We start from the raw sequence: 23,159 nt of genomic DNA on the forward strand, positions 1-23,159 counted from the left end.
TCTTCCTTAAACTGTCATCAGCCTGATTACTCAGGCTCTGATATTTAATGAGTGAGATGATGCATTCTCTGTTCGATACCATCAGCCATCATACCAACACTGAGGGCAAAATAGTAAGAACGATTCCAGTGCATAATAGTACGGAAATTTTGCGTCACCCAAAACGCCTGCGGTTCATCCCCATCAGTGATTATAATCCAACCCTTGGTTTTAGCGGGTAATTGTGCAAATTCAGGAGAAAAAACACCCAATGACTGCCATTGTGAAATCGATTTACCCTGCTCCGCTTTAACGCCTTCCAGCGCTTTATCAAAATTAGCCGGCAATGAAACGGCAAAACCCCACGGTAGCCCTTTTTGCCATCCTTCTTTATGCAGGTAATTAGCGGTGGAAGCAAAAACATCTTCCTTGTTGTTCCAGATATCTATTTTTCCGTCACCATTACCATCTGCGGCATAAGTCAGATATGAAGTCGGCATAAACTGGCTCTGCCCCATTGCGCCAGCCCAAGAGCCTTTCAGAGTCTGGTCTGCACCAATGTATTTTTTCTCTATAATCTCAAGAGCGGCCAGAAGCTGTTTGATAAAAAAATCTTCCCGTCGCCCTTCAAAAGCAAGCGTAGACAATGCAGATATAACATCTTCCTTACCCTGAATACGGCCAAAACCGCTCTCCAGCCCCCATAAGGCGACAATATAAGATTCAGGGATACCATATTTGCGACTGACCCTTTCTAATTGCAGGGAATTATCCTGATAATGTTCAACACCCTGTTTTATTTTCCAGTCCGGCAAAACACGTTTCAGATATTCATCCAGAGTCGCTTTTTTCTCTGGCTGATTACGATCCGATTTAATGACCCGTGGGATAAAGTGGATATCAGCAAATGCCCGTTTTAAGGTCTCCTCACTGAACTCCTGTTTCCGCGCCTGCTGTCTGATTAAAGCCACATAAGCCGGAAACTGTGATGGTTCACGTGAAGCGCGTGGAAACTGCTGTTCCAGTACCTTAACATCCACTTGAGATAAAACCGTCAACCCTGAATCCTGCTGTATTTTTTTATCGGGTGAAATACACCCGGCCAGCAGTATTACACTCAATAATAAAGGTACTTTGATGATTAATTTCATAAATCATCCTCTTAATTCAGGATCAAGCCACTACCCGTGGCTCTTCGGATGACGATTTTTTTCATGATTTGGCTGCTGCCAGATGCTCATTGATTAAACTTTCAACGGGAGGGGGAACCTGCAAGTAAAAACCCTGCTCATTCAATGCCGCTTTTACTTTTTCAATATCCGCATTAGCTAATTTTTTTCTTTCTGATAATGAAATCATCATAGAAAACTGTGGTTCGCCAAAAGCTTTCAATAACTCTTCAGGAACAGAGGAAAAATCTTCTTTTTTTGTCAGATAGAGATATGTTTGTTCACGCTTTGGACTTCTATAGATTACACAAATCATTGTCATAAACTCTTTTTAATTAACACTGCGACTTGCTTGAATAATTCAGTAACTATAACATGCTTATTATATTTAAGAATATCGTATCCTTGGAGTTGTTCCATGGAACTTAACCTTGCTGAGTCTGAATATCGATGTCACAATCGCCAATTGAGCTAAAAGGCAGTAATTTTACGCTTTCGGTCGTTCATTTGCATGATGACCAGCCGGATATCATTCAAAAGGCCATACAGGAAAAATTGGAGCAAGCGCCCGAATTCCTGAAAAATGCTCCAGTTGTTATCAATATATCCCATCTCCCTGCTGGTGCAGACCTTCTTGCTCTACATCGTGTGGTTGAATCTAGCGGGCTACGTATTGTTGGCATCAGCGGCTGCCAGGATGAAGAACAGCGGAAAATTGTGCTGGAATCGGAACTCCCTTTATTAAAAGAAGGGAAAAGCCAGAAAATTCGTACTGAAGAAAATAAGCCAACTGAACCTATTTTCAAAAAAACTCGTATAATTAATACGCCTGTTCGTTCAGGACAAAGAATTTATGCTCCGAATAGTGATCTTATTGTTACCAGTAATGTCAGTGCTGGTGCAGAATTAATCGCTGACGGAAATATTCATATATATGGCGTGCTACGTGGGCGTGTATTAGCAGGCGCATCTGGCGATCAAGAAAGCCAGATTTTCTGCACCCATTTAAATGCTGAGCTAACCTCTATTGCCGGCCAATATTGGCTCAGTGATGAAATTCCAGATAATTTTGCTGGTAAAGCGGTGAAATTACGTCTGGTAAATAATGAATTAACTATTGAAACCTTAATCTAGCCCTTATAACAAGGAATCGCTTCATGGCACGCATTATTGTTGTTACATCTGGTAAAGGTGGCGTTGGCAAAACCACTTCAAGCGCGGCCATTGCTACCGGCCTCGCACAAAAAGGGAAAAAAACCGTAGTCATTGATTTTGATATCGGGCTGCGTAATCTCGATCTCATCATGGGATGTGAGCGCCGTGTGGTTTTTGACTTCGTTAACGTGATCCAAGGTGACGCCACATTAAATCAAGCGCTAATAAAAGATAAGCGCACAGAGAATTTATATATTCTGCCTGCTTCTCAGACTCGGGATAAAGATGCCCTCACTCGTGATGGTGTCGAAAAAATCCTGAATGAATTAACTCAGCAAGGGTTTGAATTTATTATCTGTGATTCACCAGCAGGTATTGAAAGTGGTGCCCTGATGGCTCTCTACTTTGCCGATGAAGCTATTATTACAACAAATCCGGAAGTTTCATCTGTGCGCGATTCGGATCGAATTTTAGGTATTCTCGCGTCTAAATCACGTCGGGCTGAACGGGGTGAAGACCCTATCAAAGAGCATCTTTTGTTAACCCGTTATAACCCCGGTCGTGTGAACCGTGGCGATATGCTAAGCATGGAAGATGTTCTGGAAATTTTGTGTATTCCTTTAATCGGTGTCATTCCTGAAGATCAATCGGTTTTACGCTCTTCGAATCAGGGAGAGCCTGTTATTCTGGATAAAGAGTCTGATGCGGGTAAGGCATACGAAGACACAGTTTTACGTTTACTCGGTGAAGAGCGGCCTTTCCGCTACATTGAGGAAGAAAAAAAGGGCTTTTTGAAACGCCTGTTTGGAGGGTAACGCATGGCTTTGTTAGATTTCTTCCTGTCGAGAAAAAAGTCGACAGCCAATATTGCCAAGGAACGGCTACAAATCATCGTGGCAGAACGGCGCCGTGGTGATGCTGAGCCTGCCTATTTGCCCGAAATGAAACGCGATATTCTGGCTGTCATTTGTAAATATGTACAAATTGACCCGGATATGCTTTCTGTACAGTTTGAGCAAAAGAATGATGATATCTCCGTACTGGAACTCAATGTAACATTACCGGAGATTGAGGAATCGCCAAAATAACGCTATCAAATAGTGCTATTTAATTTAAGCGCGTGATTTCCCGAAAGTAATCGGGATGTATAAACATCCCGATTTCAGTTCAGACAAATAAATCACTAAACTGGGTAATCAGCTAATATTTCAGCAATCTGTTCAGCCAATAGTTTATTCCGCCAGCCCCGTAATAACTCAGGTAGATTTTCTGATGATTTCAGTTTCCAGTGAGCACTGAGTAATTGATTAATCTGACGGCGGGATGCCAATAATTCGGCGCAAAACTGGTGTGGTTCACTGACCTTATTTATCAGTGATTTTATTTCTTTAAACGCTTTACGATACTCAGGGTAATCAACTAAGTTTTTAATTAATTCGGGGCATTCGTCATCTGAAAGATCCCGGCATTCTGCTACCATTGCCAGTAACCGACGCCCATGACAACGAATTTCCTGCCCGCTTAAACCCAAAGTATCCAGCTCGCCCAGTGAAGCTGGCATATAACGCGCCACCTGCCACAGGTTTTCTTCACGAATAACAAAATTAACAGCCAAATCCCGCTCACGAGCCTGATTTAAACGCCATGCAGCCAGTTTTTTTAAACAGGCTAATTGCCTCGGGCGTAGTTGGTTGGCATTGCTGATATCTTTGTATGCAGACTCCGGCATTAAGATCTCTTTGCGACGCTGTACAATCAGTTCGCTTTCATCTTTTGCTGCGTCTATATAACCCGCCTGCTCTGTGGCTGTCATCAGAATATCAGCCAGAGGAAAGAGATAATAAACATCTGCCGCCGCATATTCACACTGCTTTTCACTGAGAGGACGAGCCAGCCAATCGGTACGCGATTCACTTTTATCCAGTTCTACATGCAGATATTCTGAAACCAGTGTTGCAAACCCGCACGACAAAGGATGCCCAATAAATGCCGCCAATACCTGAGTATCTATGATCGGAGCCGGCATGCACTGAAAGCTGTTCCAAAAAACTTCCAAATCTTCACTGCCAGCATGAATGAATTTTACGACATTCGGGTCAATCAGTAATTCACGCAAAGGCTGCCATTGAGAAATTTCAAGGGGATCAATCAGAGAAAGTTCTTCTCCATCAAACAGTTGAATCAAGCCTAATTGGGGATAATATGTCCTTGTGCGTACAAATTCTGTATCCAGCGCAATTTTTGCATGTTGTTTGGCCCGATCACAGATGGACTGTAACTGAGCATCGGAGGTAATCAACTGATAATTACAACTAAACAATAAAATATCCTTTAAATACAATTTGTTGTGAATAATTGAATGCTAAAAAATAAAAGTGCACATAGATTTGTACAAACAACAAAAACCTCTATATACAATAGATTTCAAGATGCATCGCGCGGTAAGAGGGCTCATCACGAGAACATAGATAACTATGCGACTGGAGTGAATGAACGCAGCTAACAAAGAGGCAACTTGAAAGATAAAGTACACACCTTTTAATTAGATAGCCATTTCTGCATTCTATAGTATTAGACATAGTTTCCACTTACCACAACTTTGAAAAGATTATCTCAAGCACAATGACCTTTATGATGTATAAAGGGTTAGAGACGGTACACGGGGCAACATAGATAGTGGAATAGAAATCCCATTGTGTAATAACAGGTTATCTTGATTTGGGGTAACCACGAAGTTTTACTCAAAGATAGATTTGTTTCTGTCCGAGCACAAATGCCAAACATGGCAAGATCACAATCTTAATTCTTCTATGACTTTCAGAATATCATTTTGAGGTAATACTACGTATGATTGGTCTGAAACTATTCCGGCTAATGCAGAAAGGAAACAGGCATGACATGAGTAATCTACTGATTAGGCAAGTAATAATTATTCAGTCAATCCAAGAAAGTTAATGCCATATCTGTTTATAAGTCCTACCCCTGAGCTTAAAAAAGTATCTCAAGAACGGGGCAGTTTATTCTATAATTTAGAAATTTTAGAATCGATAACCAACACCGATCAGCAAGATACAACAACGCCGATAAAACCGGCGTTGTTGACGTAATAGGCAATGTCAATTGCCTTTCTGAACACTCTCTAAGCTATTTTTCTGCTTTTTCTATTTCTTCTTTACGCAGTTCTTTACGAAGAATTTTACCTACATTCGATTTCGGTAATTCATCACGGAATTCGATAATTTTAGGCACTTTATAGGCAGTTAAATAACGGCGGCAATGTGTTTTAAGTTCATCCTCAGTTAAACTAGGATCTTTACGCACAACAAAGATTTTAACTGTTTCACCTGAGTTTTCGTTCGGAACACCGATTGCCGCTGACTCCAACACTTTGGGGTGTGATGAAACAACATCTTCCACTTCATTCGGATAGACATTGAAACCAGAAACCAGAATCATATCTTTTTTCCGATCAACAATATGCAGGAAGCCTTTTTCATCCAGATTGGCAATATCCCCTGTTGCCAGCCAGCCATCTTTTAATACCTCAGCTGTTGCATCAGGGCGATTCCAGTAACCTTTCATTACCTGAGGCCCACGAACCCACATTTCACCAGCCTCTCCCATAGGAACCTCATTCCCACTGTCATCCATCAGCTTAATATCTGTTGAAGGAATCGGGAAACCAATGCTGCCACTATGATGATCCAGATTATGTGGGTTGGCAGACACTAAAGGTGCACACTCAGTCAGGCCATATCCTTCGAGTAAATGGCAACCTGTCAGTTTTTGCCACTTATCCGCAACCGCGCTCTGCACTGCCATACCACCACCGACAGCCAGACGTAATGCAGAAAAATCCAGTTTCTGGAATTCCGCATTGTTCATCCAAGCATTAAATAACGTATTAACACCAGACAGTGCGGTAAATTTATAACGGGAAAGCTCTTTAACCGTTGAGTTCACATCCCGCGGATTGGTAATCAATAAGTTCCGGCCACCCAATTCAGTGAACAGCAGGCAATTTATAGTAAGAGCAAAAATATGGTATAGCGGCAATGCCGTGACAACCAGTTCTTGTTTGGGACGTAACAACGATGAATAACTGGCTTTAACCTGTTCAAGGTTCGCTAACATATTCCGGTGGGTCAGCACGGCGCCTTTTGCCACACCTGTTGTACCTCCGGTATATTGCAGAAATGCCAAATCTTCGTTATTTACCTCTGGTTTGACATACTGCATGCGATAACCCTTGTGGATAACGCTGCGAAATGAAATTGCATCCGGCAAGTGATATTTCGGAACAAGCCGTTTAATATATTTTACGACGAAATCTACAAGAGTCCCTTTTGGACGGGATAACTGGTCACCCATGCGAGTCAAAATGACATGTTTGACCGGAGTATTGAAAACTATTTTTTCTAAAGTATGAGCAAAATTAGAGACAATGACTATAGCCGAAGTACCACTGTCAGTCAGTTGATGCTCCAATTCTCGTGGGGTATACAGTGGGTTTACATTAACGACAATCATTCCCGCACGCAAAATACCAAAAAGGGCAATGGGATATTGCAGCAGATTCGGCATCATTAATGCCACACGATCGCCTTTTTTAAGCCCCAATCCATTTTGTAAATAAGCAGCAAAAGCGCGACTACGCTCTTCCAGTTTGCGGAAAGTGAGAACCTCACCCATATTAATAAATGCGACCTGATCAGCATAATTCGCCACGGCATTTTCAAACATTTCAATCAATGATGAATAACGATCGGGATCGATTTCTGCCGGAACATCCGCCGGATAATGTTTTAGCCAGACTTTTTCCAAGTTGAGTACTCCTGAAATCTAATTGCTGTGTAACCATTGACCATGAAACAAAAACCAGACCTGTGTATTTAACAAATTATTAACTCAGCGTACCAGTTTGAAAAGGAACATTGTTCAGGTTGGCGATACACATCACTAATTTAATACTTCATTATCGCTGCTAAAAAATAAGGCAGCTTATGCCGCCTGTATGTTTTTATTATTTATCAAATAGTTAATACCAAAACTAGTATTTAGATGTATAATTCACTAATTATACACTGATTTAGCTATTTTTGCCGAAAACCCATATCATTATTCCAAATAGTTATAAACAATGTAAACCAATGCCCGATAATTATTAAGGGTTATTCGCATGTTCCTGGTCAATATTCAAACAAAATAATGCATTAACTACGCTCCCGAGGGTGGACTCCCTTGCCACCGCCACGTATTTTGAAATCCATTGTGTACACATCTTGACCTAATAAACGCTTCGGTATTGTTTCTCTTGTATTGATAATTTTGTCACTATATTAGGACAAGGTCATTTTATTCATTGATAGTCCATCTGCAATCAGGTGGGTATTTTGTCATTAGCAATAAAACTTACATGTACGAGTCGGTAGAAATGAAGGTACTTTAATGAACGAACAAAAAACAATTCTTTTTTCATGCTTTTTACTCGTTGTTGGTTTAATGGCTGTTGATTTTTTTAATCCTTCACTACCTTTTATTTTAAAAGAACTCAATACTTCACAAGAAAGCATCAAAAATTTAATTGTAGTTTATATGGCAATACTGGGTATTTCTCAGTTTTTTTATGGCAGTATCAGTGATCACTATGGCAGAAAGCCTGCTGTTGTTATCGGGTTTACCATTTCTATTATTGGGCTGTTTTTATCAGGCTATAGCGAACAAATCAATTACCTCTATTTGTCCAGAATAATCACAGCATTTGGTGCAGCTAGTTTTACTGTTATCTCAAGGGCTATTATCGTTGATGTCTTTCAGGAAAATTTAAAATTAAAAAAAGCATTTTCTTATTTTTCAATGTCCAGCCAATTATCTCCGGCTCTTGCCCCTGTCTTTGGAGGCTGGCTACAAATGAAATATAACTGGCATATATCCTTTTTTACACTGGCTGTTATTTATTTTGTTGGTCTAATTATTACCTTACTCATAATGGATGAAACGAGGAAAAAGGAACCAAAACCATCAGCGTTTCTGACACCATATATTAAATTGGCAAAAAATATACAATTTATTGCATTCAGCATTGCATCATCACTCATCTTCTCTTATACAATAGGCTATTACTCCACTTCTCCTTATATTTTCCATAAACTTGGTTACAGCCCGATAGAAAACAGCCTATTCTTCATTATTTATTCTGCTGGAATTATTTTAGGATCATGGTTGTTAGGAAGGCAATTTATAAGAATAACGTCTAAAAAACTCTATTTACTATCACTCATATTTTATAGCTTTATCCTTATTTTTTTCTCATTACAAAACCTAGAAACACCCATTAATATTATGATGTTCTCTTTTTTATTAGCTACAGTATCAGGTGTTTCTGCACCTTTATCATTGATTTTGTGCATGGAGAAGGTAACTAAGAACAAAGGTGCTGCCAGTGCTTTACAGGGTGCATTAAAAATGAGTTTCACCGGCGTATTTATGATGTGCTTTGATTTATTTCATATAACTGAGTTTCATCAGTTAATTAATATTTTCATGATTTTCACTATCCTTTTATTTGTAATATATTTTTCTTTACGACTCCAGTCTTGTAATAATAAAATTTAGTGCTTATTTTAAATGGCCCCATATTTGTTACAAATATGAGACCACCTTTATCACTCGGCTGGATGTTTTTCAGTCAAGATAGTTTCAACAGGCGCAGACTGAATTTCTGGACGTTCTATCCATTCATTAAAATAGGGATCACCATAATAACCCCACATATTTCCTACTGAAGGTGGTAATGAAATACGTCTTATTTCATGCCAGCGTTTAAAACCATTAACATTCATCACAACATAGTTATATGGGCTATCCCCGACTTTTCCTTTTTCTATTCCCGTAATCAAGCCGACAACAGTCACATAATGGTTTTTGAAATCAGTGGGTTCCAGAAAAGAATTCACGTAAGCATAAAGCCGACCGAGTGAAGGGGAACCAATAAGAGGAGCAGCATTACTTGCCAGTGACATTGTTGAAATTTCTAACCGTGTCCGTCCTTTTTCATTTAAGACGCTCAGGACTTTTCCACCAAAGCGCCCTTCATGCCCAATATATAAATCGGGTTTGCTTTTGACACTAATCAGGTTTTCCTCCGGGTGTTTAGTCGCTCCTTTTATTGAGTCCGGAACTGATGCACAACCGATGAGTGCCATTGCCCCCATAAATACAATAGATTGCAATATGACCCGACAGTATGTTCCATTGAGCATAATAAATACCTCCCATACAGAAAAAATCAGAGAATGCGACTTCTTCGTCTTTCAGATTGCCTCTTCTTTGGCTAAGATACAACCTGAAAGACAGTAGATATATCCAATTCTGTTTTTGTGGGTATCAATATTTCATGGACACCAGTTTCCGCTACAAGTTGCATTAAATTTATGCAACTTTCTCCCCTAAAATTACCTGAACAATTTTAGCGGCCCGGTAATTTTTTCCATGTGACTTCATTACGTAGATAAACAGGTTCTGCCAGCTCAACTGCGGTTGCCGCCCCCTCTTTCCACATCTGAACGGCTAACGGCAGCATGTCTTCTGCATGAGGTAACTCCATATCTCCCGGAATTAAATTTAAGTGGCTTTCCAGTAATTGAGGATAAGCTTCCCATCCCGTTCCAGCTATTGCCCATTCCCCCGTCAAATTAGACATGATGGCCTGTGCCTGCTCAGGTTTTAACACAGATTCGGTTTCATCCCCCGACCATTTACCCTGCTCATCACGGGTATACTGTGCCCAATAAACCTCTCCCATACGGGCATCAATGGCAACCAAGACATTCGATATATTTTTAAGACGGAATACCCCCTGAGCCATTGTCTTCAGAGAAGAAACACCTATCATTGGCAGTTCAGCTCCTAAGGCCAGCCCCTGAGCAATCCCCACTCCAATACGCACACCAGTAAAACTACCCGGACCTCTGCCAAACGCCAGTGCATCCAATTGTTGTAACTTTATACCACCTTTGGACAATACCGCCTCCACCATAGGTAGAATGCGTTGAGTATGTTCCCGTGGGGAAATTTCAAACTGCGCCTCGATGAGACCATCATTCCAAAGTGCAACAGAACATGCTTCAGTTGCAGTATCAATAGCTAAAATCCGTGTGGACATGCCTTAACTCCGGCAAGAATAGAATTCGAAATAAGGGGGCTATGCTATCATACCCCCACAGATTTTACTGCGACTGTGATTGACGGGATTTAAGAAATTCCACCGCTTTCGACAGATCCCGGGTACGGGGAGACGGGGGCAGACTGTTGAGAAAGACTTCACCATAAGGGCGCATGACTAGTCGATTATCACAAATGACTACCACGCCATAATCATCAACATCACGAATCAAACGCCCGACTCCCTGTTTCAGGCTAAGTACGGCATCAGGAAGCTGAACTTCACTGAAAGCATCTCCCCCTTTATGCTGACAGTCTTCGATTCTCGCTTTAAGTAGCGGATCATCCGGCGCCGTAAAGGGTAACTTATCAATAATGACACAGGATAGTGCATCACCTCGCACATCCACGCCTTCCCAAAAACTTCCGGTAGCCACCAGCAAAGCATTACCCGCTGCGAGAAATTGTGACAATAATTTTCCCTTACTGGTTTCGCCCTGTACCAATACAGGTAATGTCATACTTGCACGGAATTCTTCAGCCAAACTGCGCATCATTTGATGGGAAGTACACAGGAAAAAACAGCGCCCTTTATTACTTTCGATCAGTGGTTTTAACATACCCGCTAACCATTTCGCCCCACCATTCTGATTAGGTAATGGTAAATGACGCGGAACACACAACAACATTTGCCGCTGATAATCAAACGGGCTAGGAAGGAGCAAAGTTTGAGCTTGTTTTAGCCCCAAACGCGCGGTGAAATGTTCAAGTTGTTCGTTAACTGACAACGTTGCTGATGTGAAAACCCAACAACCGGGTTGTTCACGGATCATTTCACTGAATTTATCAGAGACTGACAGAGGCGTTAATGCCAACAAAAAGTGCCGCCCATAACTTTCAAACCAGTAACTATAATCAGGCACAGTCACATCAATCAGTCTTTTAAGACGGTTACGATAGATTGTAGCCCGTTCAAAAGCCGCATCCAGCATTGCTGAACGCCCCAGTGACAGTTTCATAACGTCATAACAAAGTTCCAGTGCATCATCCAGCCGCACCAATGCCCGCTTAATATGTTGCTGCTGCAAAACTTCACGGAGATTACCACGATAACTGTTTTCACCTAGTGATAAACGAAAATCTTGCGTACTCTGGCTCAGACGATCCGCACTTTTCTGTAACTGAGCCTGATCCCTGACTTCCGTGCGGTAAGCCATGATGATATCCCGGGATAAATCCAGTAATTGTCGGCTGCTTAACTGCTGCCCAAAATACTGGCTGGCGATATCAGGGATTTGGTGCGCCTCATCAAAAATCATCACTTCCGCCTGCGGAATTAATTCGCCAAATCCGGTATCTTTGACAACCGCATCCGCCATAAACAGATGATGATTGACGATGACAATATCTGCTTCTATCGCCCTACGGCGGGCTTTCAGTACAAAACACTCCTGATAATTCGGACAGTCGCGACCAAGGCAGTTATCATTAGTGCTTGTTACCAGCGGCCAGACAGTGCTGTCTTCCGCAATTTTATGGCAGGTACTGATATCACCATCTTCGGTTTGTAACGACCAATTTTTCAGCGTAATTATTTCTGAAAGTGTTTCTGGCTCAAGTTGAGAGCCACCGATTGATTGCTGCTCAAGGCGCTCAAGGCATAAATAATTTGAACGGCCTTTTAGCAGTGCCAGACGACCGGAAAATGCCAACGAATCAGTAATAGCAGGCAAATCCCGGCTATAAAGTTGATCCTGTAACGCCTTTGAACCCGTGGAAATAATCACTTTCTTGCCCGAGCGCAATGCAGGTACCAGATAGGCAAAAGTTTTCCCCGTTCCTGTCCCTGCTTCTACCACTAACTGTTGCTTATTTTGAATTGCCGCAGTAATCGCAGAAGACATTTCCCGTTGCGCATCGCGGGGTTTAAAGCCCTGTATGGTTTTGGCAAGTATGCCATTTTCTGCAAAATCGTCTGACACAGATCGTCTCTTTTAATAGAATAAGATTGATTTAAAAATCACAATATAAACATAGAAATTAAGATCAGGATAATTCATTTCACCTAAAAATGCCGCTAGTCTGCAGATGCACAGCGCAAAATGACAGTATGTATTAGCAGCTCTCTTTTATCACTCAGGGAATGGATAAATATTAACTTTAATCCCAGACATTTCTTGCAAACATTACGTCCTGATATATCCCAATAATAAAGAGCTTGCAGACGGAACTGGACAACAGGTTATGACATCACAATAATGAACACCCCTTATCAGGATAAAATGTGCTACGGGTTTATTTCCATAGACCTTTTACAGGGGGCAATAACCCGCCAATTCAGGATCAAAATTGTACCAATCGACAGGAAATTAAATGACTATTAAACGCATTGACCCAGATACCCGTTGGTCAGAAGCTGTTATCCACAACAACACCATTTATTATACCAGTGTGCCAGAAAATCTGGATGGTGATATCACAGCGCAGACCACCAGTACACTGTCTGATATTGATGCTATGTTGCGACGTCTGGGTTCACACAAAAGTAAAATCATTGATGCAACAATTTTTCTGGCTGATAAGGCCGATTTTGCAGGCATGAATGCCGCTTGGGATGACTGGGTTGTTGCAGGCAATGCTCCTGTACGTTGTACAGTTCAGGCTGAGCTGATGCATCCAAAATACAAAGTGGAAATCAAAATTATTGCAGCTGGTTAAGCTCTAGTATTGTTCTAATACTGAAATAAAATTTATGGCATTGAAAATTGTTAACTTATTCAATGCCATTTTAGCAGTCAGGTTTAAGCTGAATTTATGCCATTTTGATCATAACCATACCGATCAACAATAACACAATTCCTCCCCATCCCTTAAAATTCAGACGCTGATTAAACATAATCCAACCCGCCGCAACTGTAGCAATAATTCCGAATGCTCCCCAAAGCGCATATGCAATGGAAAGTTCAATACCTTTTACCGCTTGTGCCAGTGCGCTGAACGCACCTAAAACAGCCACCAGCGATAAAATACCAATCCAGAAGCGCTCGAATCCATTGGAAAGTTTCAACAAAATATTTGCCACAATTTCTAAACAAACAGCCAGAATCAGAAAAGCGATATGCCACCATTCAAAATGCGCCAGCATATTATGCCTCCTTCTCTTTCATCTGGAGTTTTGGTGCTTTTTTTGCACCTGCTTTAATAAGTGCAATACCCATTATTAGCAGTGACAACCCACCTACTTTCATGGGTGACAATGATTCATCAAACCACAACACACTAAACGCTGTAATAAACAGGATGCCGATCCCTTCCCACAAAGCATAAGCAACACCCAAAGCAACTTTTTTAACCGCTATTGCTAATAAAATATAAGACGTGGTGATCATGAAATACATCACAAACATACCGGTGAAATCACCTGAAATACTGGCTTGCTTCATGGACAGCGTACCAATAACCTCTGTCACAATCGCCAGTGCAAGAAATATCCAATAAATCATTTTTCTCTCCCAAACATACCGAATAGGCATGCCAAAACATCAAACTATCCATGCCAATAACATCACCTAAAAATGCGATATCAAAAGAAGCCTGATATTTTGGCAAATAATTAGATGACTAATAATTGACTGAAAAATCGCTAGAATTTTCCGGAACAAGCCGGTTAATAGGAGAAAAAGAGGCTAAAGTGCGCCGCACCAGTAATGTTCACTGGATAAAATAGCTGAGAGGAATAAGACGTGGGTATTGCTTTGAATTTTGGTACTACGTTGGATTTTTACGCTTTTGGCGCTATTCATGATGTTTTATTCTTTCATCACACGGTAATCACTGTGTAATATACTACGAACCCTCATATTAGTGGTGTAACTGATTGCGCTATATTTTTAGCATATTCAAACAATAAACACAATCAATGAAATCAGCTAACTCATTTGAGTTAGCTTAAACAATATATGGATAGTGCGGGCAGGATCTGACCGCTAACGCGGCCAGATTTAATGACATTTATACACAATGAATTTCAAGGTGCGTCGCGGCGGCTAGGGAGAGAACCCCCAGGGGCATAGATAACTATGTGACTGGGGTGAACGAGCAAAGCCAACAAAGAGGCAACTTGAAAGACGAAGTGTATAGTTATTCAAACTCATTCCATGAGCGCCCATCACGGGTGATCATCGCGATAGAGGCAACTGGCCCCCAAGTTCCTGCCTGATAAGGTTTTGGTGGCTCGTTATCCGCCGCCCATGCTTCCATAATGGAATCAACCCATTTCCAGGCTTCTTCCACTTCATCCCGACGAACGAACAGTGCCTGAATACCGCGCATAGCTTCCAGCAGCAGGCGTTCATAAGCATCAGCAAGGTGGGTTTGATTGAATGTTTCAGAGAAACTCAAATCAAGTTTTGTTGTCTGTAAACGGTGCTTATGCTCCAGCCCCGGTGCTTTATTCAGCACTTCAATATCAATACCTTCATCTGGCTGTAAACGGATAGTCAGCTTATTCTGAGGTAACTGCTGATAAGAGCCAGCAAACAGATTTAATGCAGGCTCTTTAAAATAAACCACAACCTCAGAGCATTTCGCCGGCAAACGTTTACCCGTTCTCAGATAGAAAGGCACACCCGACCAACGCCAGTCATCAATATCGACACGAACCGAAACAAAAGATTCCGTTTTGCTGGCCTTGTTTGCCCCTTCTTCTTCCAGATACCCCGGAACCTTTTTACCATGTACAAACCCGGCAGTATATTGCCCGCGAACTGTTTTTTCCCGTACATTAGTATGGTCAATGCGGCGCAATGAACGAAGCACTTTAACTTTTTCATCACGAATACGATCTGCGGACAAATCAGACGGAGGTGACATAGCAATCATGGTCAGGATTTGCAGCAAATGATTCTGGATCATATCCCGCATCTGACCGGCCTGATCGAAATACCCCCAGCGCCCTTCGATACCAACCTCTTCAGCCACTGTAATTTGCACATGGTCTATCGTGCGATGATCCCAGTTATTAACAAACAAAGAGTTAGCAAATCGCAACGCCAGCAGATTCAGTACGGTTTCTTTACCCAGATAATGGTCGATACGATAAATCTGGTTTTCACTGAAATATTTTGCTACTTCATCATTGATAGCACGAGAAGAGGCAAGATCTGTACCCAATGGTTTTTCCATCACGACACGATTGGGTTCTTTATTCAATCCCGCAACACCCAACCCATGGCAGACAGAGCCAAAGGTGCTTGGAGGCATAGCAAAGTAATGAATGGCAGGTAATTTATCCTGATTGAGAATTTTAGCCAGTCGGGAGAAATGTTCCGTCTCGTTGACATCCAGATTACAGAATTCCAGACGCGAACTGAGTTTCTTCCATAATTCCGGGTCCAATTTTTCAGACATAAATGTCGTTAATGCTTCTTCAACCAACTTTGTATAGGCTTTTTTATCCCAGTCAGCGCGACCAACCCCGATAATACGGGTATCCGGATGGATATACCCCGCTTTCTCCAACTGATAAAGGGAAGGCATTAATTTCCGGCGTGCTAAGTCTCCTTTTGCCCCAAAAATCACCAAATCACAAGCCTGAGCTGTAGACGTCACCGCCATGTTGCATCTCCTCAATTACGGGATATTGTAATTTTTTTACAGAAATTGCAGGTAATGTACTCTTTTGGTTATATGCAGTAAATACTTCATTCCTCGATCATGATGGCCTGCATGAATCTTACTACCTGACTCACTGTGCATAAATTTTTACATTTCATCTTGTATTATGAATGATATTTGCAGCGAAAAGTGGTAATCAGGTGAAAATTTACTACGAGTAAGAAGTAATCTTACCAAGTTGAAAGTTAGATGTTTGTCATATTTTCATGAAAAATATCAAGTTATTGACTTTTACCTCTGCCAGCTTTCAATAACAAGTAGTATATTTTCATGAAAATTACATAGATTTCCCCTGTTAATGAAATCGTTAAAACCGAGGTTTAACTGCGTCTTATGAACACACTGGAACGGCTCCAAAATAGCCTTGATGTTTTGAGTAAGTCTGAGAAAAAGGTTGCGCAGGTCATTCTCGATTCACCCAATACTGCCATTCATTCAAGTATCGCTACTCTGGCAAAAATGGCGAATGTCAGTGAACCTACGGTTAATCGTTTTTGCCGTCGCCTGAATACCAAAGGCTTTCCTGATTTTAAACTGCATTTGGCACAAAGTCTGGCGAATGGCACTCCTTATGTAAATCGCAATGTGGAAGAAAGTGACAGCGTCACCTCTTATACCAATAAAATTTTTGAATCGGTGATGGCTAATCTGGAAACAGTCAAGAGTAATCTGGATATCACAACCATTAACCGTGCTGTTGACCTTCTGACACAGGCAAGGAAACTCTCTTTTTTTGGTCTGGGCGCTTCTGCTGCTGTCGCACACGATGCCATGAACAAATTTTTCCGCTTTAACATTCCCGTCAGCTATTTTGATGATGTCGTTATGCAGCGAATGAGCTGCATTAACAGTACTGAAGGTGATGTTGTCGTGCTGATTTCTCATACAGGAAGGACTAAAAATCTGGTAGAACTGGCCAGACTTGCCCGTGAAAATGACGCAACAGTAATTGCCATCACTTCAACAGATTCACTGCTGGCACAGGAAGCCACTCTCTCTATTCTGCTGGATGTTCCCGAAGATACCGATATTTATATGCCAATGGTTTCCCGGATCGCTCAGCTTACCATCATTGACGTGCTGGCAACGGGTTTTACATTGCGCAGGGGTTCAAAATTCAGAGATAACTTGAAGAAAGTCAAGGAAGCATTACGCAATTCGCGGTTTGATAAGCACGACTAAAGCATAAAAATAGACTGTGTTTTTGTTCACTATTTATCAACTCTCCAGCCTGATAGCATAATGGAAAGTTTATCCCCGTCAATATCATGCATACTACACATATTTCGGGGTTGATAATCAAAAAAGTTGTATGGTTATCTCACGGTAACCAAGCATCCATACTTTACAGGTCAACGGAGTAATACATGTCCAGACGGCTCAGAAGAACTAAAATCGTCACTACACTTGGTCCTGCTACAGATCGTGACAACAATTTAGAGAAAGTGATCAATGCGGGAGCCAATGTTGTCCGCCTTAATTTTTCTCATGGTACCGCAGAAGATCATATCCTGCGCGCAAACAAAGTACGGGAAATCGCAGCTCGGCTGGGTTGCCATGTCGCTATCCTTGGTGATCTACAAGGCCCTAAAATACGTATATCGACGTTTAAAGAAGGGAAAATATTCCTCAATATCGGGGATAAATTCCTGCTTGATGCCAATTTAGGCAAAGGAGAAGGCGATAAAGAAAAAGTCGGGATTGATTACAAAGGACTGCCATCAGATGTTACAACCGGCAATATTCTGTTGCTGGATGATGGACGAGTTCAATTAAAAGTACTTGATGTGCAGGGCATGAAAGTATTTACAGAAGTGACTGTAGGCGGCCCGCTTTCCAATAACAAAGGTATTAATAAACAGGGTGGCGGCTTATCTGCCGAAGCACTGACAGAGAAAGACAAAGAAGATATCATCACTGCCGCAAAAATCGGCGTTGATTATCTCGCGGTCTCTTTCCCCCGCTCTGGTGAAGATCTGAATTATGCCCGCCGGTTGGCACGGGACGCTGGCTGCGAAACGCAAATTGTAGCCAAAGTAGAACGTGCAGAAGCGGTCAGCAGTGATGAGATTATCGATGAAATTATTCTGGCATCTGATGTAGTCATGGTAGCCCGTGGCGATTTGGGTGTTGAAATCGGCGATCCTGAATTAGTTGGAGTCCAGAAAAAGCTCATTCGTCGTGCCCGTCAACTGAATCGTGTCGTAATCACAGCAACTCAGATGATGGAATCGATGATTACCAACCCAATGCCAACACGAGCTGAAGTGATGGATGTTGCCAATGCTGTCCTTGATGGTACTGATGCGGTTATGCTATCAGCGGAAACAGCAGCGGGTCAATATCCAGCGGAAACTGTTGCGGCAATGGCTCAAGTCTGCCTGGGTGCTGAAAAAATGCCGGGGATCAATGCATCCAAGCATCGGATGGATATCACATTTGACAGTATTGAAGAAGCTATCTCAATGTCTGCCATGTATGCAGCCAATCATCTGAAAGGGGTCAAGGCCATTATCGCCATGACCGAATCAGGTCGTACAGCACGTATGATGTCACGTATCAGCTCCGGTCTGCCTATTTTCTCTATGTCACGCCATGAATCAACGCTGAACCGTACCGCATTATACCGTGGTGTCACACCGGTTTATTGTAGCAGCCATATTGATGGTATTGCCGCGGCGAGTGAAGCAGTCAGCCGTCTGCGTGACAGAGGTTACTTAGCCTCTGGCGATTTGGTGCTGGTCACTCAGGGGGATCAGATGGGAACTATCGGCAGTACCAATACTTGCCGAGTGCTTGAAGTCGAATAACGCAAATACTTATTCTGCGCGATCTCAAAAACGCGCAGAATAACAAAATAATATTAATTCTGTTCAGCAACTAATATCGCCTGTGTATCCGGTTCCAGTGCCTTAAATATATGCTCCTGATCTGCCGGATAACAGATGTAATCGCCTTCACTTAATTCTTCCGGGGCTTCTGTTAGCCCCACCAAAGCCCGCCCTTTCGTGACAATAATATGCTCTACCGAACCGGCTGGATGCGGATCTGAAAGGCGATCGGCTCCCGGCTGAGTCATCAGTAAATAGATATCGCGGCGAGCGCCCGGTGGACAGGTTGCCAATAAAGTTGCCTGATAGTTTGCCTGTTCAGCCGTGACTTTAGTTCCTTCACCACGTCGGATCACTTGCGTTTTATTACTTTGAGGTTCCAGCAAACGGGCAAAAGGAATATTTAATGCCACACACAATGCCCAAAGCGTTTCAAGACTGGGATTCCCATTCCCTGCTTCCAGCTGTGAAAGTGTAGATTTGGCAATACCTGCGCGCCGCGCTACTTCCGTCAGTGAAAGGCCGCTTCGTGCACGTTCACGAACTAAACTCTTCGCAATTATGCTGATTGGCTGTGTCATTATTGCTGCTCCATTGTTCATTTTAATGAACAAAATGTTCATCTTGACCTGCATTTTAATACTGTTCATTATAATGTAATTTTGTTCGATATGGGTAAATGTATATGTTCACACACCATTTTTCCTGTTTGTCAGGGGAGATAAAAAAAGCAATATTTCTGGTTTATCTGGCTGTCGGCGTTGTTGGTGTTTCTTACGGATCGCTCGCCGTTGCTTATGGCTTTCCATTATGGCTTCCTCTTGTGTTATCCACATTCGTGCTGGCAGGCGCATCTGAGTTTATGTTTATCGGCATTATTGCCAGTGGTGGTAATCCACTTGCTGCGGCAGCTGCGGGTTTATTGGTAAATGCGCGTCATTTACCTTTCGGTGTAGCGGTGCGTGAATTAGTCGGAAAAGGTACAGCAAAGTTTTTCGGCTGCCATATTATGAACGATGAGAGTGTGGTATTCGGCATGTCACAGTCGACTCCCGAACAACGTAAGGCCGCATACTGGTTTTGTGGTATCGGAGTCGCTCTATTCTGGCCATTAGGTGTTCTTATTGGCGGTACAGCTGGCAAATTTATCCCTGCACCAGAAACGATTGGTCTAGATGCGGTCTTTCCAACCATATTACTGGCGATGGTGATCCCTGCATTCAAGAATAAAACATCTCTTATTCGTGCTTCCAGCGGAGCAGTACTTTCACTTTCCGTTGTACCTTTTGTTCCCGTGGGCTTACCAGTTCTGCTGTCGTTATTGGGCTTATTCGCGAGGAAAAAATAATGGCTGATTACTCTCTGATTATTATTGGTATTGCAATACTATCGCTTGGCACTTATTTAATGCGTTTCGGTGGAGCAAAACTGGGTAATAAGTTAGCTTTATCTGAGCGTTCTCAGGCACTACTTTCTGATGCTGCAACTACATTGTTGTTCGCTGTAGCACTGGCTGCAACTTTCTACGAAGGTGAACATTTTGCAGGTATGGCGCGTGTATTGGGTGTTGTTCTTGCGGTATTTCTGGCCTGGAGAAAAGTACCTTTAATTGTGGTAATTCTGTCGGCAGCGCTTATAACAGCGTTACTGCGCTATGCAGGGATAAACTAAAAAGCGCTTAAATTTACAGAATAATCTTTACTCTATAATAATCAGGGGCAGAAGCCGCCCCTGATTATTGTTAAATCAAATATCTTTCCTTTTATAAGGCTCGATATCACCCTCTTTACGGGTTTTAAGCAGTTTCAATATCCAAGTATATTGCTCAGGATTAGGCTTCACCAATTCTTCCAACTCCTGATTCATGCGGCGGGCGATATAAGCATCATCCTGCCCTGCTATATCGTCCATCGGTGGGCGAATATAAATATCCAGTTGATGCGTTTCGCAGTTATAAACTGGGAACAAAGGGACAATTGCTGCTTTACACACTTTCATCAGGCGCCCGACAGCAGGCAGCGTAGCTTTATAAGTTGCAAAAAAATCGACAAACTCACTGTGTTCTTCGCCATGATCCTGATCCGGCAGATAATATCCCCAGTATCCCTGACGCACCGATGCAATAAAGGGCTTTATCCCCGCATCACGGGAATGTAAGCGTCCGCCAAAATAGCAGCGCGCCTTGTTCCATAAATAATCAGCCACCGGATTACTCTGGTGATGAAACATGCCTGATATTGGTTGACCCCGAGCAGCCAATAACATGGCCGGAATATCGATAGCCCAGCCATGTGGGATCATAAAAATGACATTTTTGCCCTGCTCTTTTAAAGCCTGAGTGATTTCCTCTCCATGCCACTGAGTGCGTTGTAGTGTAGGCTGCACACCTCTCAGGCAAAGCTCGGCAAGCATAACAAAAGATTGTGGCGCTGTTGCGAACATTTTGTCGATTAATATTTCGTGCTGTTGTTCTGATAACTCAGGAAAACAATACAGCAGATTAATTTTCGCTCTTCGCCGGGCACTTTTTGCCTTCCGGCCAGCAAAAACGCCTATTTTAGCCAGCAAAGGGTCACGCCATTTAGCGGGGATATAAGCCAAACCTGCCAATATTCCAACACCAGCCCAAATTCCCCAATAACGAGGGTGCAAATAGGATAAATGAAACGTTGGGATATAACCCAGTTTGCTATCTGTATCTTTTTCTTTATTCATGAGCTAACTCTGCTGGCTCCAACATAAACTTCCAAATCATTTGTTTTCAATCTGTTGTCAACAAACATAACATAAAAGATAAAAGCGGATGATACCAATCATCCGCTTTTATGTGTTAACAATCTGGATTTTTAATTTAGTGATAGTTGCGGTTTAAGCTCCTTAACCATCGCAATATATTCCGAACGATCTTTACCACTTAATCCACCGGAACGAGGTAATTTTGCAGTCAATGGATTCACCGGCTGCTGATTATCCCAGAATTCAAAATGCAAATGAGGGCCAGTTGTGCGGCCGGTGTTACCCGACAAACCAATACGTTCGCCACGTTTCACTTTTTGGCCCGGTTTTACCAGTAATTTTCTTAAGTGCATATATCGGGTTGTGTACTGACGACCATGCCGGATAGCAATGAAATTACCTGCTGCACCATCAAATTTGGCAACAATAACTTCGCCATCACCAACAGCCAGAACAGGTGTTCCTACAGGCATGGCAAAATCAACGCCTCTATGAGCTGTCACTCTTCCCGTGACAGGATTTAAACGACGCGGATTAAAAGGAGAAGAGACCCGGAACTGTTTTGTTGTTGGGAAACGTAAAAAACCACGCTCCAAACCAGATGCATTACTATCGTAAAAACGACCATCATCAGCCCGGAATGCATAATAGTCGTTACCACCACTTCGTAAGCGAACACCCAATAGCTGGCTCTGTTCACTTTTCCCGCCAAGCATTTCGCGGGACAATAATACAGAAAACTGATCACCTTTTCGCAGCTTGCGGAAATCAATTTGCCATTGAAGCGCTTTAGTCACATCCCTTGCTTCGCTGCTGGTTAACCCTGCGGCCAAAGCACTTCCGGTAAAGTTACCATTCACAGAGCCTTTTATGACACTGTTTACCCACTCACCTTTCTGAAACTCTTTTGTTTCTTTGAAGATATCACCTTCACGAGTATAAACCCGTGTCTCACGACGCGACATTCCCCATGTTAACGTTTTCAGACTACCGTTTTCATCGACAGTCCATGATAATGACTGACCAATATTCAGGCCACGCAGTGCCTTATTCTGATTCGCCAATAAAGCAATATCGGACGAATCAATACCAAACTGATTTAAAATAGAACTTAAGGTATCACCACTGGAAACAACATATTTATGAGGAACATTTACCGCTGCTTCCGATTCATTTTCCTCATCTCTGATCCCTTCATCAGAGAACTGCTCATTACTATCACCAATCGTGTCATCTGTTGCATCAGGGATAGTGCTGGGAGCTGTGATGGTGATACTCCCCGATCTTTCCATTCTTTCTTCTTGTTCGTGATAAACAACCGGACGCCACACAGCCACAGCTAAAGTGACCAATGTCAAAGAACCAAGCATGATTTTGTGTGGTCTAGGCAGGTTGTTATATACCAGAACGATAGTTTTAACCATCTGCTGCACTATTTATAATTCCTTAT

22 protein-coding genes are annotated in these 23,159 nt (G+C 42.2%); 9 read left to right on the plus strand and 13 right to left on the minus strand.

Annotation, left to right across the window (positions count from 1 at the left end):
- Window positions 1–44 precede the first annotated feature (44 nt).
- On the minus strand, window positions 45–1,130 hold the full coding sequence (locus AACX68_RS05745) for a lytic murein transglycosylase (protein ID WP_228858543.1): 1,086 nt from the start codon (window positions 1,128–1,130) through the stop codon (window positions 45–47).
- A gap of 61 nt (window positions 1,131–1,191) precedes the next feature.
- Entirely contained in the window at window positions 1,192–1,464 is a 273-nt protein-coding gene (locus AACX68_RS05750) for a YcgL domain-containing protein (protein WP_228858544.1), read from the minus strand.
- Window positions 1,465–1,598: 134 nt separating this feature from the next.
- Between AACX68_RS05750 and minC the strand changes: the two genes are divergently transcribed.
- The 3 genes from minC to minE are packed head-to-tail and all read left to right on the plus strand — an operon-like array spanning window position 1,599 to window position 3,391.
- Window positions 1,599–2,282 carry a septum site-determining protein MinC gene (gene minC / locus AACX68_RS05755; protein ID WP_228858545.1) on the plus strand — a complete coding sequence of 228 codons (684 nt, stop codon included), beginning with the start codon at window positions 1,599–1,601 and terminating at the stop codon, window positions 2,280–2,282.
- Window positions 2,283–2,305: 23 nt separating this feature from the next.
- On the plus strand, window positions 2,306–3,118 hold the full coding sequence (minD, locus tag AACX68_RS05760) for a septum site-determining protein MinD (RefSeq protein WP_099110143.1): 813 nt from the start codon (window positions 2,306–2,308) through the stop codon (window positions 3,116–3,118).
- A gap of 3 nt (window positions 3,119–3,121) precedes the next feature.
- On the plus strand, window positions 3,122–3,391 hold the full coding sequence (gene minE / locus AACX68_RS05765) for a cell division topological specificity factor MinE (RefSeq protein ID WP_099124788.1): 270 nt from the start codon (window positions 3,122–3,124) through the stop codon (window positions 3,389–3,391).
- 95 nt (window positions 3,392–3,486) lie between these two features.
- Here the strand turns inward: minE and rnd are convergent, their stop codons facing one another.
- Together rnd and fadD are read right to left on the minus strand one after the other, a co-directional pair.
- Window positions 3,487–4,623: a ribonuclease D gene (gene rnd / locus AACX68_RS05770; RefSeq protein WP_228858546.1), complete on the minus strand. Its 1,137-nt coding sequence runs from the start codon at window positions 4,621–4,623 to the stop codon at window positions 3,487–3,489.
- Between the two features lie 824 nt (window positions 4,624–5,447).
- Entirely contained in the window at window positions 5,448–7,127 is a 1,680-nt protein-coding gene (gene fadD / locus AACX68_RS05775) for a long-chain-fatty-acid--CoA ligase FadD (protein ID WP_228858547.1), read from the minus strand.
- Between the two features lie 624 nt (window positions 7,128–7,751).
- Between fadD and AACX68_RS05780 the strand changes: the two genes are divergently transcribed.
- The gene (locus AACX68_RS05780; RefSeq protein WP_228858548.1) at window positions 7,752–8,918 is read left to right on the plus strand and encodes an MFS transporter; all 1,167 of its coding nucleotides are present in this window, start codon (window positions 7,752–7,754) and stop codon (window positions 8,916–8,918) included.
- A gap of 50 nt (window positions 8,919–8,968) precedes the next feature.
- On the opposite strand, the gene AACX68_RS05785 is transcribed toward AACX68_RS05780, so the two are convergent.
- The 3 genes from AACX68_RS05785 to AACX68_RS05795 all read right to left on the minus strand — a co-directional run bounded on the left by AACX68_RS05785 (window position 8,969) and on the right by AACX68_RS05795 (window position 12,448).
- Window positions 8,969–9,565: a Slp family lipoprotein gene (locus tag AACX68_RS05785; RefSeq protein ID WP_228858549.1), complete on the minus strand. Its 597-nt coding sequence runs from the start codon at window positions 9,563–9,565 to the stop codon at window positions 8,969–8,971.
- 206 nt (window positions 9,566–9,771) lie between these two features.
- Window positions 9,772–10,467, minus strand: a complete 696-nt coding sequence (tsaB, locus tag AACX68_RS05790) for a tRNA (adenosine(37)-N6)-threonylcarbamoyltransferase complex dimerization subunit type 1 TsaB (RefSeq protein WP_228858550.1) — start codon at window positions 10,465–10,467, stop codon at window positions 9,772–9,774.
- Window positions 10,468–10,531: 64 nt separating this feature from the next.
- Window positions 10,532–12,448 carry an ATP-dependent DNA helicase gene (locus AACX68_RS05795; protein ID WP_228858551.1) on the minus strand — a complete coding sequence of 639 codons (1,917 nt, stop codon included), beginning with the start codon at window positions 12,446–12,448 and terminating at the stop codon, window positions 10,532–10,534.
- A 391-nt stretch (window positions 12,449–12,839) separates the two neighbouring features.
- Here AACX68_RS05795 and AACX68_RS05800 point away from each other — a divergent pair, with 391 nt between their 5' ends.
- Window positions 12,840–13,184 carry a RidA family protein gene (locus tag AACX68_RS05800; protein ID WP_228858552.1) on the plus strand — a complete coding sequence of 115 codons (345 nt, stop codon included), beginning with the start codon at window positions 12,840–12,842 and terminating at the stop codon, window positions 13,182–13,184.
- A 94-nt stretch (window positions 13,185–13,278) separates the two neighbouring features.
- Here the strand turns inward: AACX68_RS05800 and mdtI are convergent, their stop codons facing one another.
- The 3 genes from mdtI to zwf form a co-directional block, all read right to left on the minus strand.
- Entirely contained in the window at window positions 13,279–13,611 is a 333-nt protein-coding gene (gene mdtI / locus AACX68_RS05805; protein WP_099121777.1) for a multidrug/spermidine efflux SMR transporter subunit MdtI, read from the minus strand.
- 1 nt (window position 13,612) lies between these two features.
- Entirely contained in the window at window positions 13,613–13,969 is a 357-nt protein-coding gene (mdtJ, locus tag AACX68_RS05810; protein ID WP_099121778.1) for a multidrug/spermidine efflux SMR transporter subunit MdtJ, read from the minus strand.
- Between the two features lie 637 nt (window positions 13,970–14,606).
- Window positions 14,607–16,082, minus strand: coding sequence for a glucose-6-phosphate dehydrogenase (gene zwf, locus AACX68_RS05815; RefSeq protein ID WP_099110154.1), 1,476 nt, complete (start codon window positions 16,080–16,082; stop codon window positions 14,607–14,609).
- Window positions 16,083–16,475: 393 nt separating this feature from the next.
- On the opposite strand from zwf, the gene AACX68_RS05820 reads away from it, so the two are divergent.
- On the plus strand, window positions 16,476–17,324 hold the full coding sequence (locus AACX68_RS05820) for a MurR/RpiR family transcriptional regulator (protein WP_228858553.1): 849 nt from the start codon (window positions 16,476–16,478) through the stop codon (window positions 17,322–17,324).
- Between the two features lie 185 nt (window positions 17,325–17,509).
- A complete protein-coding gene (gene pyk, locus AACX68_RS05825; protein ID WP_099121781.1) occupies window positions 17,510–18,952 on the plus strand; it encodes a pyruvate kinase in 1,443 nt (480 codons plus the stop codon).
- 53 nt (window positions 18,953–19,005) lie between these two features.
- On the opposite strand, the gene AACX68_RS05830 is transcribed toward pyk, so the two are convergent.
- Entirely contained in the window at window positions 19,006–19,554 is a 549-nt protein-coding gene (locus AACX68_RS05830) for a helix-turn-helix domain-containing protein (RefSeq protein ID WP_099121782.1), read from the minus strand.
- Window positions 19,555–19,658: 104 nt separating this feature from the next.
- On the opposite strand from AACX68_RS05830, the gene AACX68_RS05835 reads away from it, so the two are divergent.
- Together AACX68_RS05835 and AACX68_RS05840 are read left to right on the plus strand one after the other, a co-directional pair.
- Window positions 19,659–20,321, plus strand: coding sequence for an AzlC family ABC transporter permease (locus AACX68_RS05835; protein WP_228858554.1), 663 nt, complete (start codon window positions 19,659–19,661; stop codon window positions 20,319–20,321).
- Window positions 20,321–20,644, plus strand: a complete 324-nt coding sequence (locus tag AACX68_RS05840) for an AzlD domain-containing protein (RefSeq protein WP_228858555.1) — start codon at window positions 20,321–20,323, stop codon at window positions 20,642–20,644. The genes AACX68_RS05835 and AACX68_RS05840 overlap by 1 nt, the downstream gene beginning before the upstream one ends.
- 75 nt (window positions 20,645–20,719) lie before the next feature.
- Here AACX68_RS05840 and lpxM read toward each other — a convergent pair whose 3' ends face one another.
- Together lpxM and mepM are read right to left on the minus strand one after the other, a co-directional pair.
- The gene (lpxM, locus tag AACX68_RS05845) at window positions 20,720–21,688 is read right to left on the minus strand and encodes a lauroyl-Kdo(2)-lipid IV(A) myristoyltransferase (RefSeq protein ID WP_228858556.1); all 969 of its coding nucleotides are present in this window, start codon (window positions 21,686–21,688) and stop codon (window positions 20,720–20,722) included.
- 131 nt (window positions 21,689–21,819) lie between these two features.
- Complete coding sequence (gene mepM, locus AACX68_RS05850; RefSeq protein ID WP_228858557.1) at window positions 21,820–23,142, minus strand: murein DD-endopeptidase MepM; 1,323 nt, start codon at window positions 23,140–23,142, stop codon at window positions 21,820–21,822.
- Between the last annotated feature and the right edge of the window lie 17 nt (window positions 23,143–23,159).

The organism is Xenorhabdus sp. PB61.4, from assembly GCF_963894935.1.
GTDB classification, from domain to species: domain Bacteria; phylum Pseudomonadota; class Gammaproteobacteria; order Enterobacterales; family Enterobacteriaceae; genus Xenorhabdus; species Xenorhabdus stockiae.

Coding starts and splice junctions, on each gene's coding strand:
- tsaB (WP_228858550.1), bottom strand. CDS start 10,467: ATGTCCACACGGATTTTAGCTATTGATACTGCAACTGAAGCATGTTCT.
- lpxM (WP_228858556.1), bottom strand. CDS start 21,688: ATGAATAAAGAAAAAGATACAGATAGCAAACTGGGTTATATCCCAACG.
- minD (WP_099110143.1), top strand. CDS start 2,306: ATGGCACGCATTATTGTTGTTACATCTGGTAAAGGTGGCGTTGGCAAA.
- AACX68_RS05840 (WP_228858555.1), top strand. CDS start 20,321: ATGGCTGATTACTCTCTGATTATTATTGGTATTGCAATACTATCGCTT.
- AACX68_RS05800 (WP_228858552.1), top strand. CDS start 12,840: ATGACTATTAAACGCATTGACCCAGATACCCGTTGGTCAGAAGCTGTT.
- AACX68_RS05830 (WP_099121782.1), bottom strand. CDS start 19,554: ATGACACAGCCAATCAGCATAATTGCGAAGAGTTTAGTTCGTGAACGT.
- pyk (WP_099121781.1), top strand. CDS start 17,510: ATGTCCAGACGGCTCAGAAGAACTAAAATCGTCACTACACTTGGTCCT.
- AACX68_RS05785 (WP_228858549.1), bottom strand. CDS start 9,565: ATGCTCAATGGAACATACTGTCGGGTCATATTGCAATCTATTGTATTT.
- minC (WP_228858545.1), top strand. CDS start 1,599: ATGTCACAATCGCCAATTGAGCTAAAAGGCAGTAATTTTACGCTTTCG.
- AACX68_RS05820 (WP_228858553.1), top strand. CDS start 16,476: ATGAACACACTGGAACGGCTCCAAAATAGCCTTGATGTTTTGAGTAAG.
- AACX68_RS05835 (WP_228858554.1), top strand. CDS start 19,659: ATGTTCACACACCATTTTTCCTGTTTGTCAGGGGAGATAAAAAAAGCA.
- zwf (WP_099110154.1), bottom strand. CDS start 16,082: ATGGCGGTGACGTCTACAGCTCAGGCTTGTGATTTGGTGATTTTTGGG.
- minE (WP_099124788.1), top strand. CDS start 3,122: ATGGCTTTGTTAGATTTCTTCCTGTCGAGAAAAAAGTCGACAGCCAAT.
- mdtJ (WP_099121778.1), bottom strand. CDS start 13,969: ATGATTTATTGGATATTTCTTGCACTGGCGATTGTGACAGAGGTTATT.
- AACX68_RS05780 (WP_228858548.1), top strand. CDS start 7,752: ATGAACGAACAAAAAACAATTCTTTTTTCATGCTTTTTACTCGTTGTT.
- AACX68_RS05750 (WP_228858544.1), bottom strand. CDS start 1,464: ATGATTTGTGTAATCTATAGAAGTCCAAAGCGTGAACAAACATATCTC.
- AACX68_RS05745 (WP_228858543.1), bottom strand. CDS start 1,130: ATGAAATTAATCATCAAAGTACCTTTATTATTGAGTGTAATACTGCTG.
- mdtI (WP_099121777.1), bottom strand. CDS start 13,611: ATGCTGGCGCATTTTGAATGGTGGCATATCGCTTTTCTGATTCTGGCT.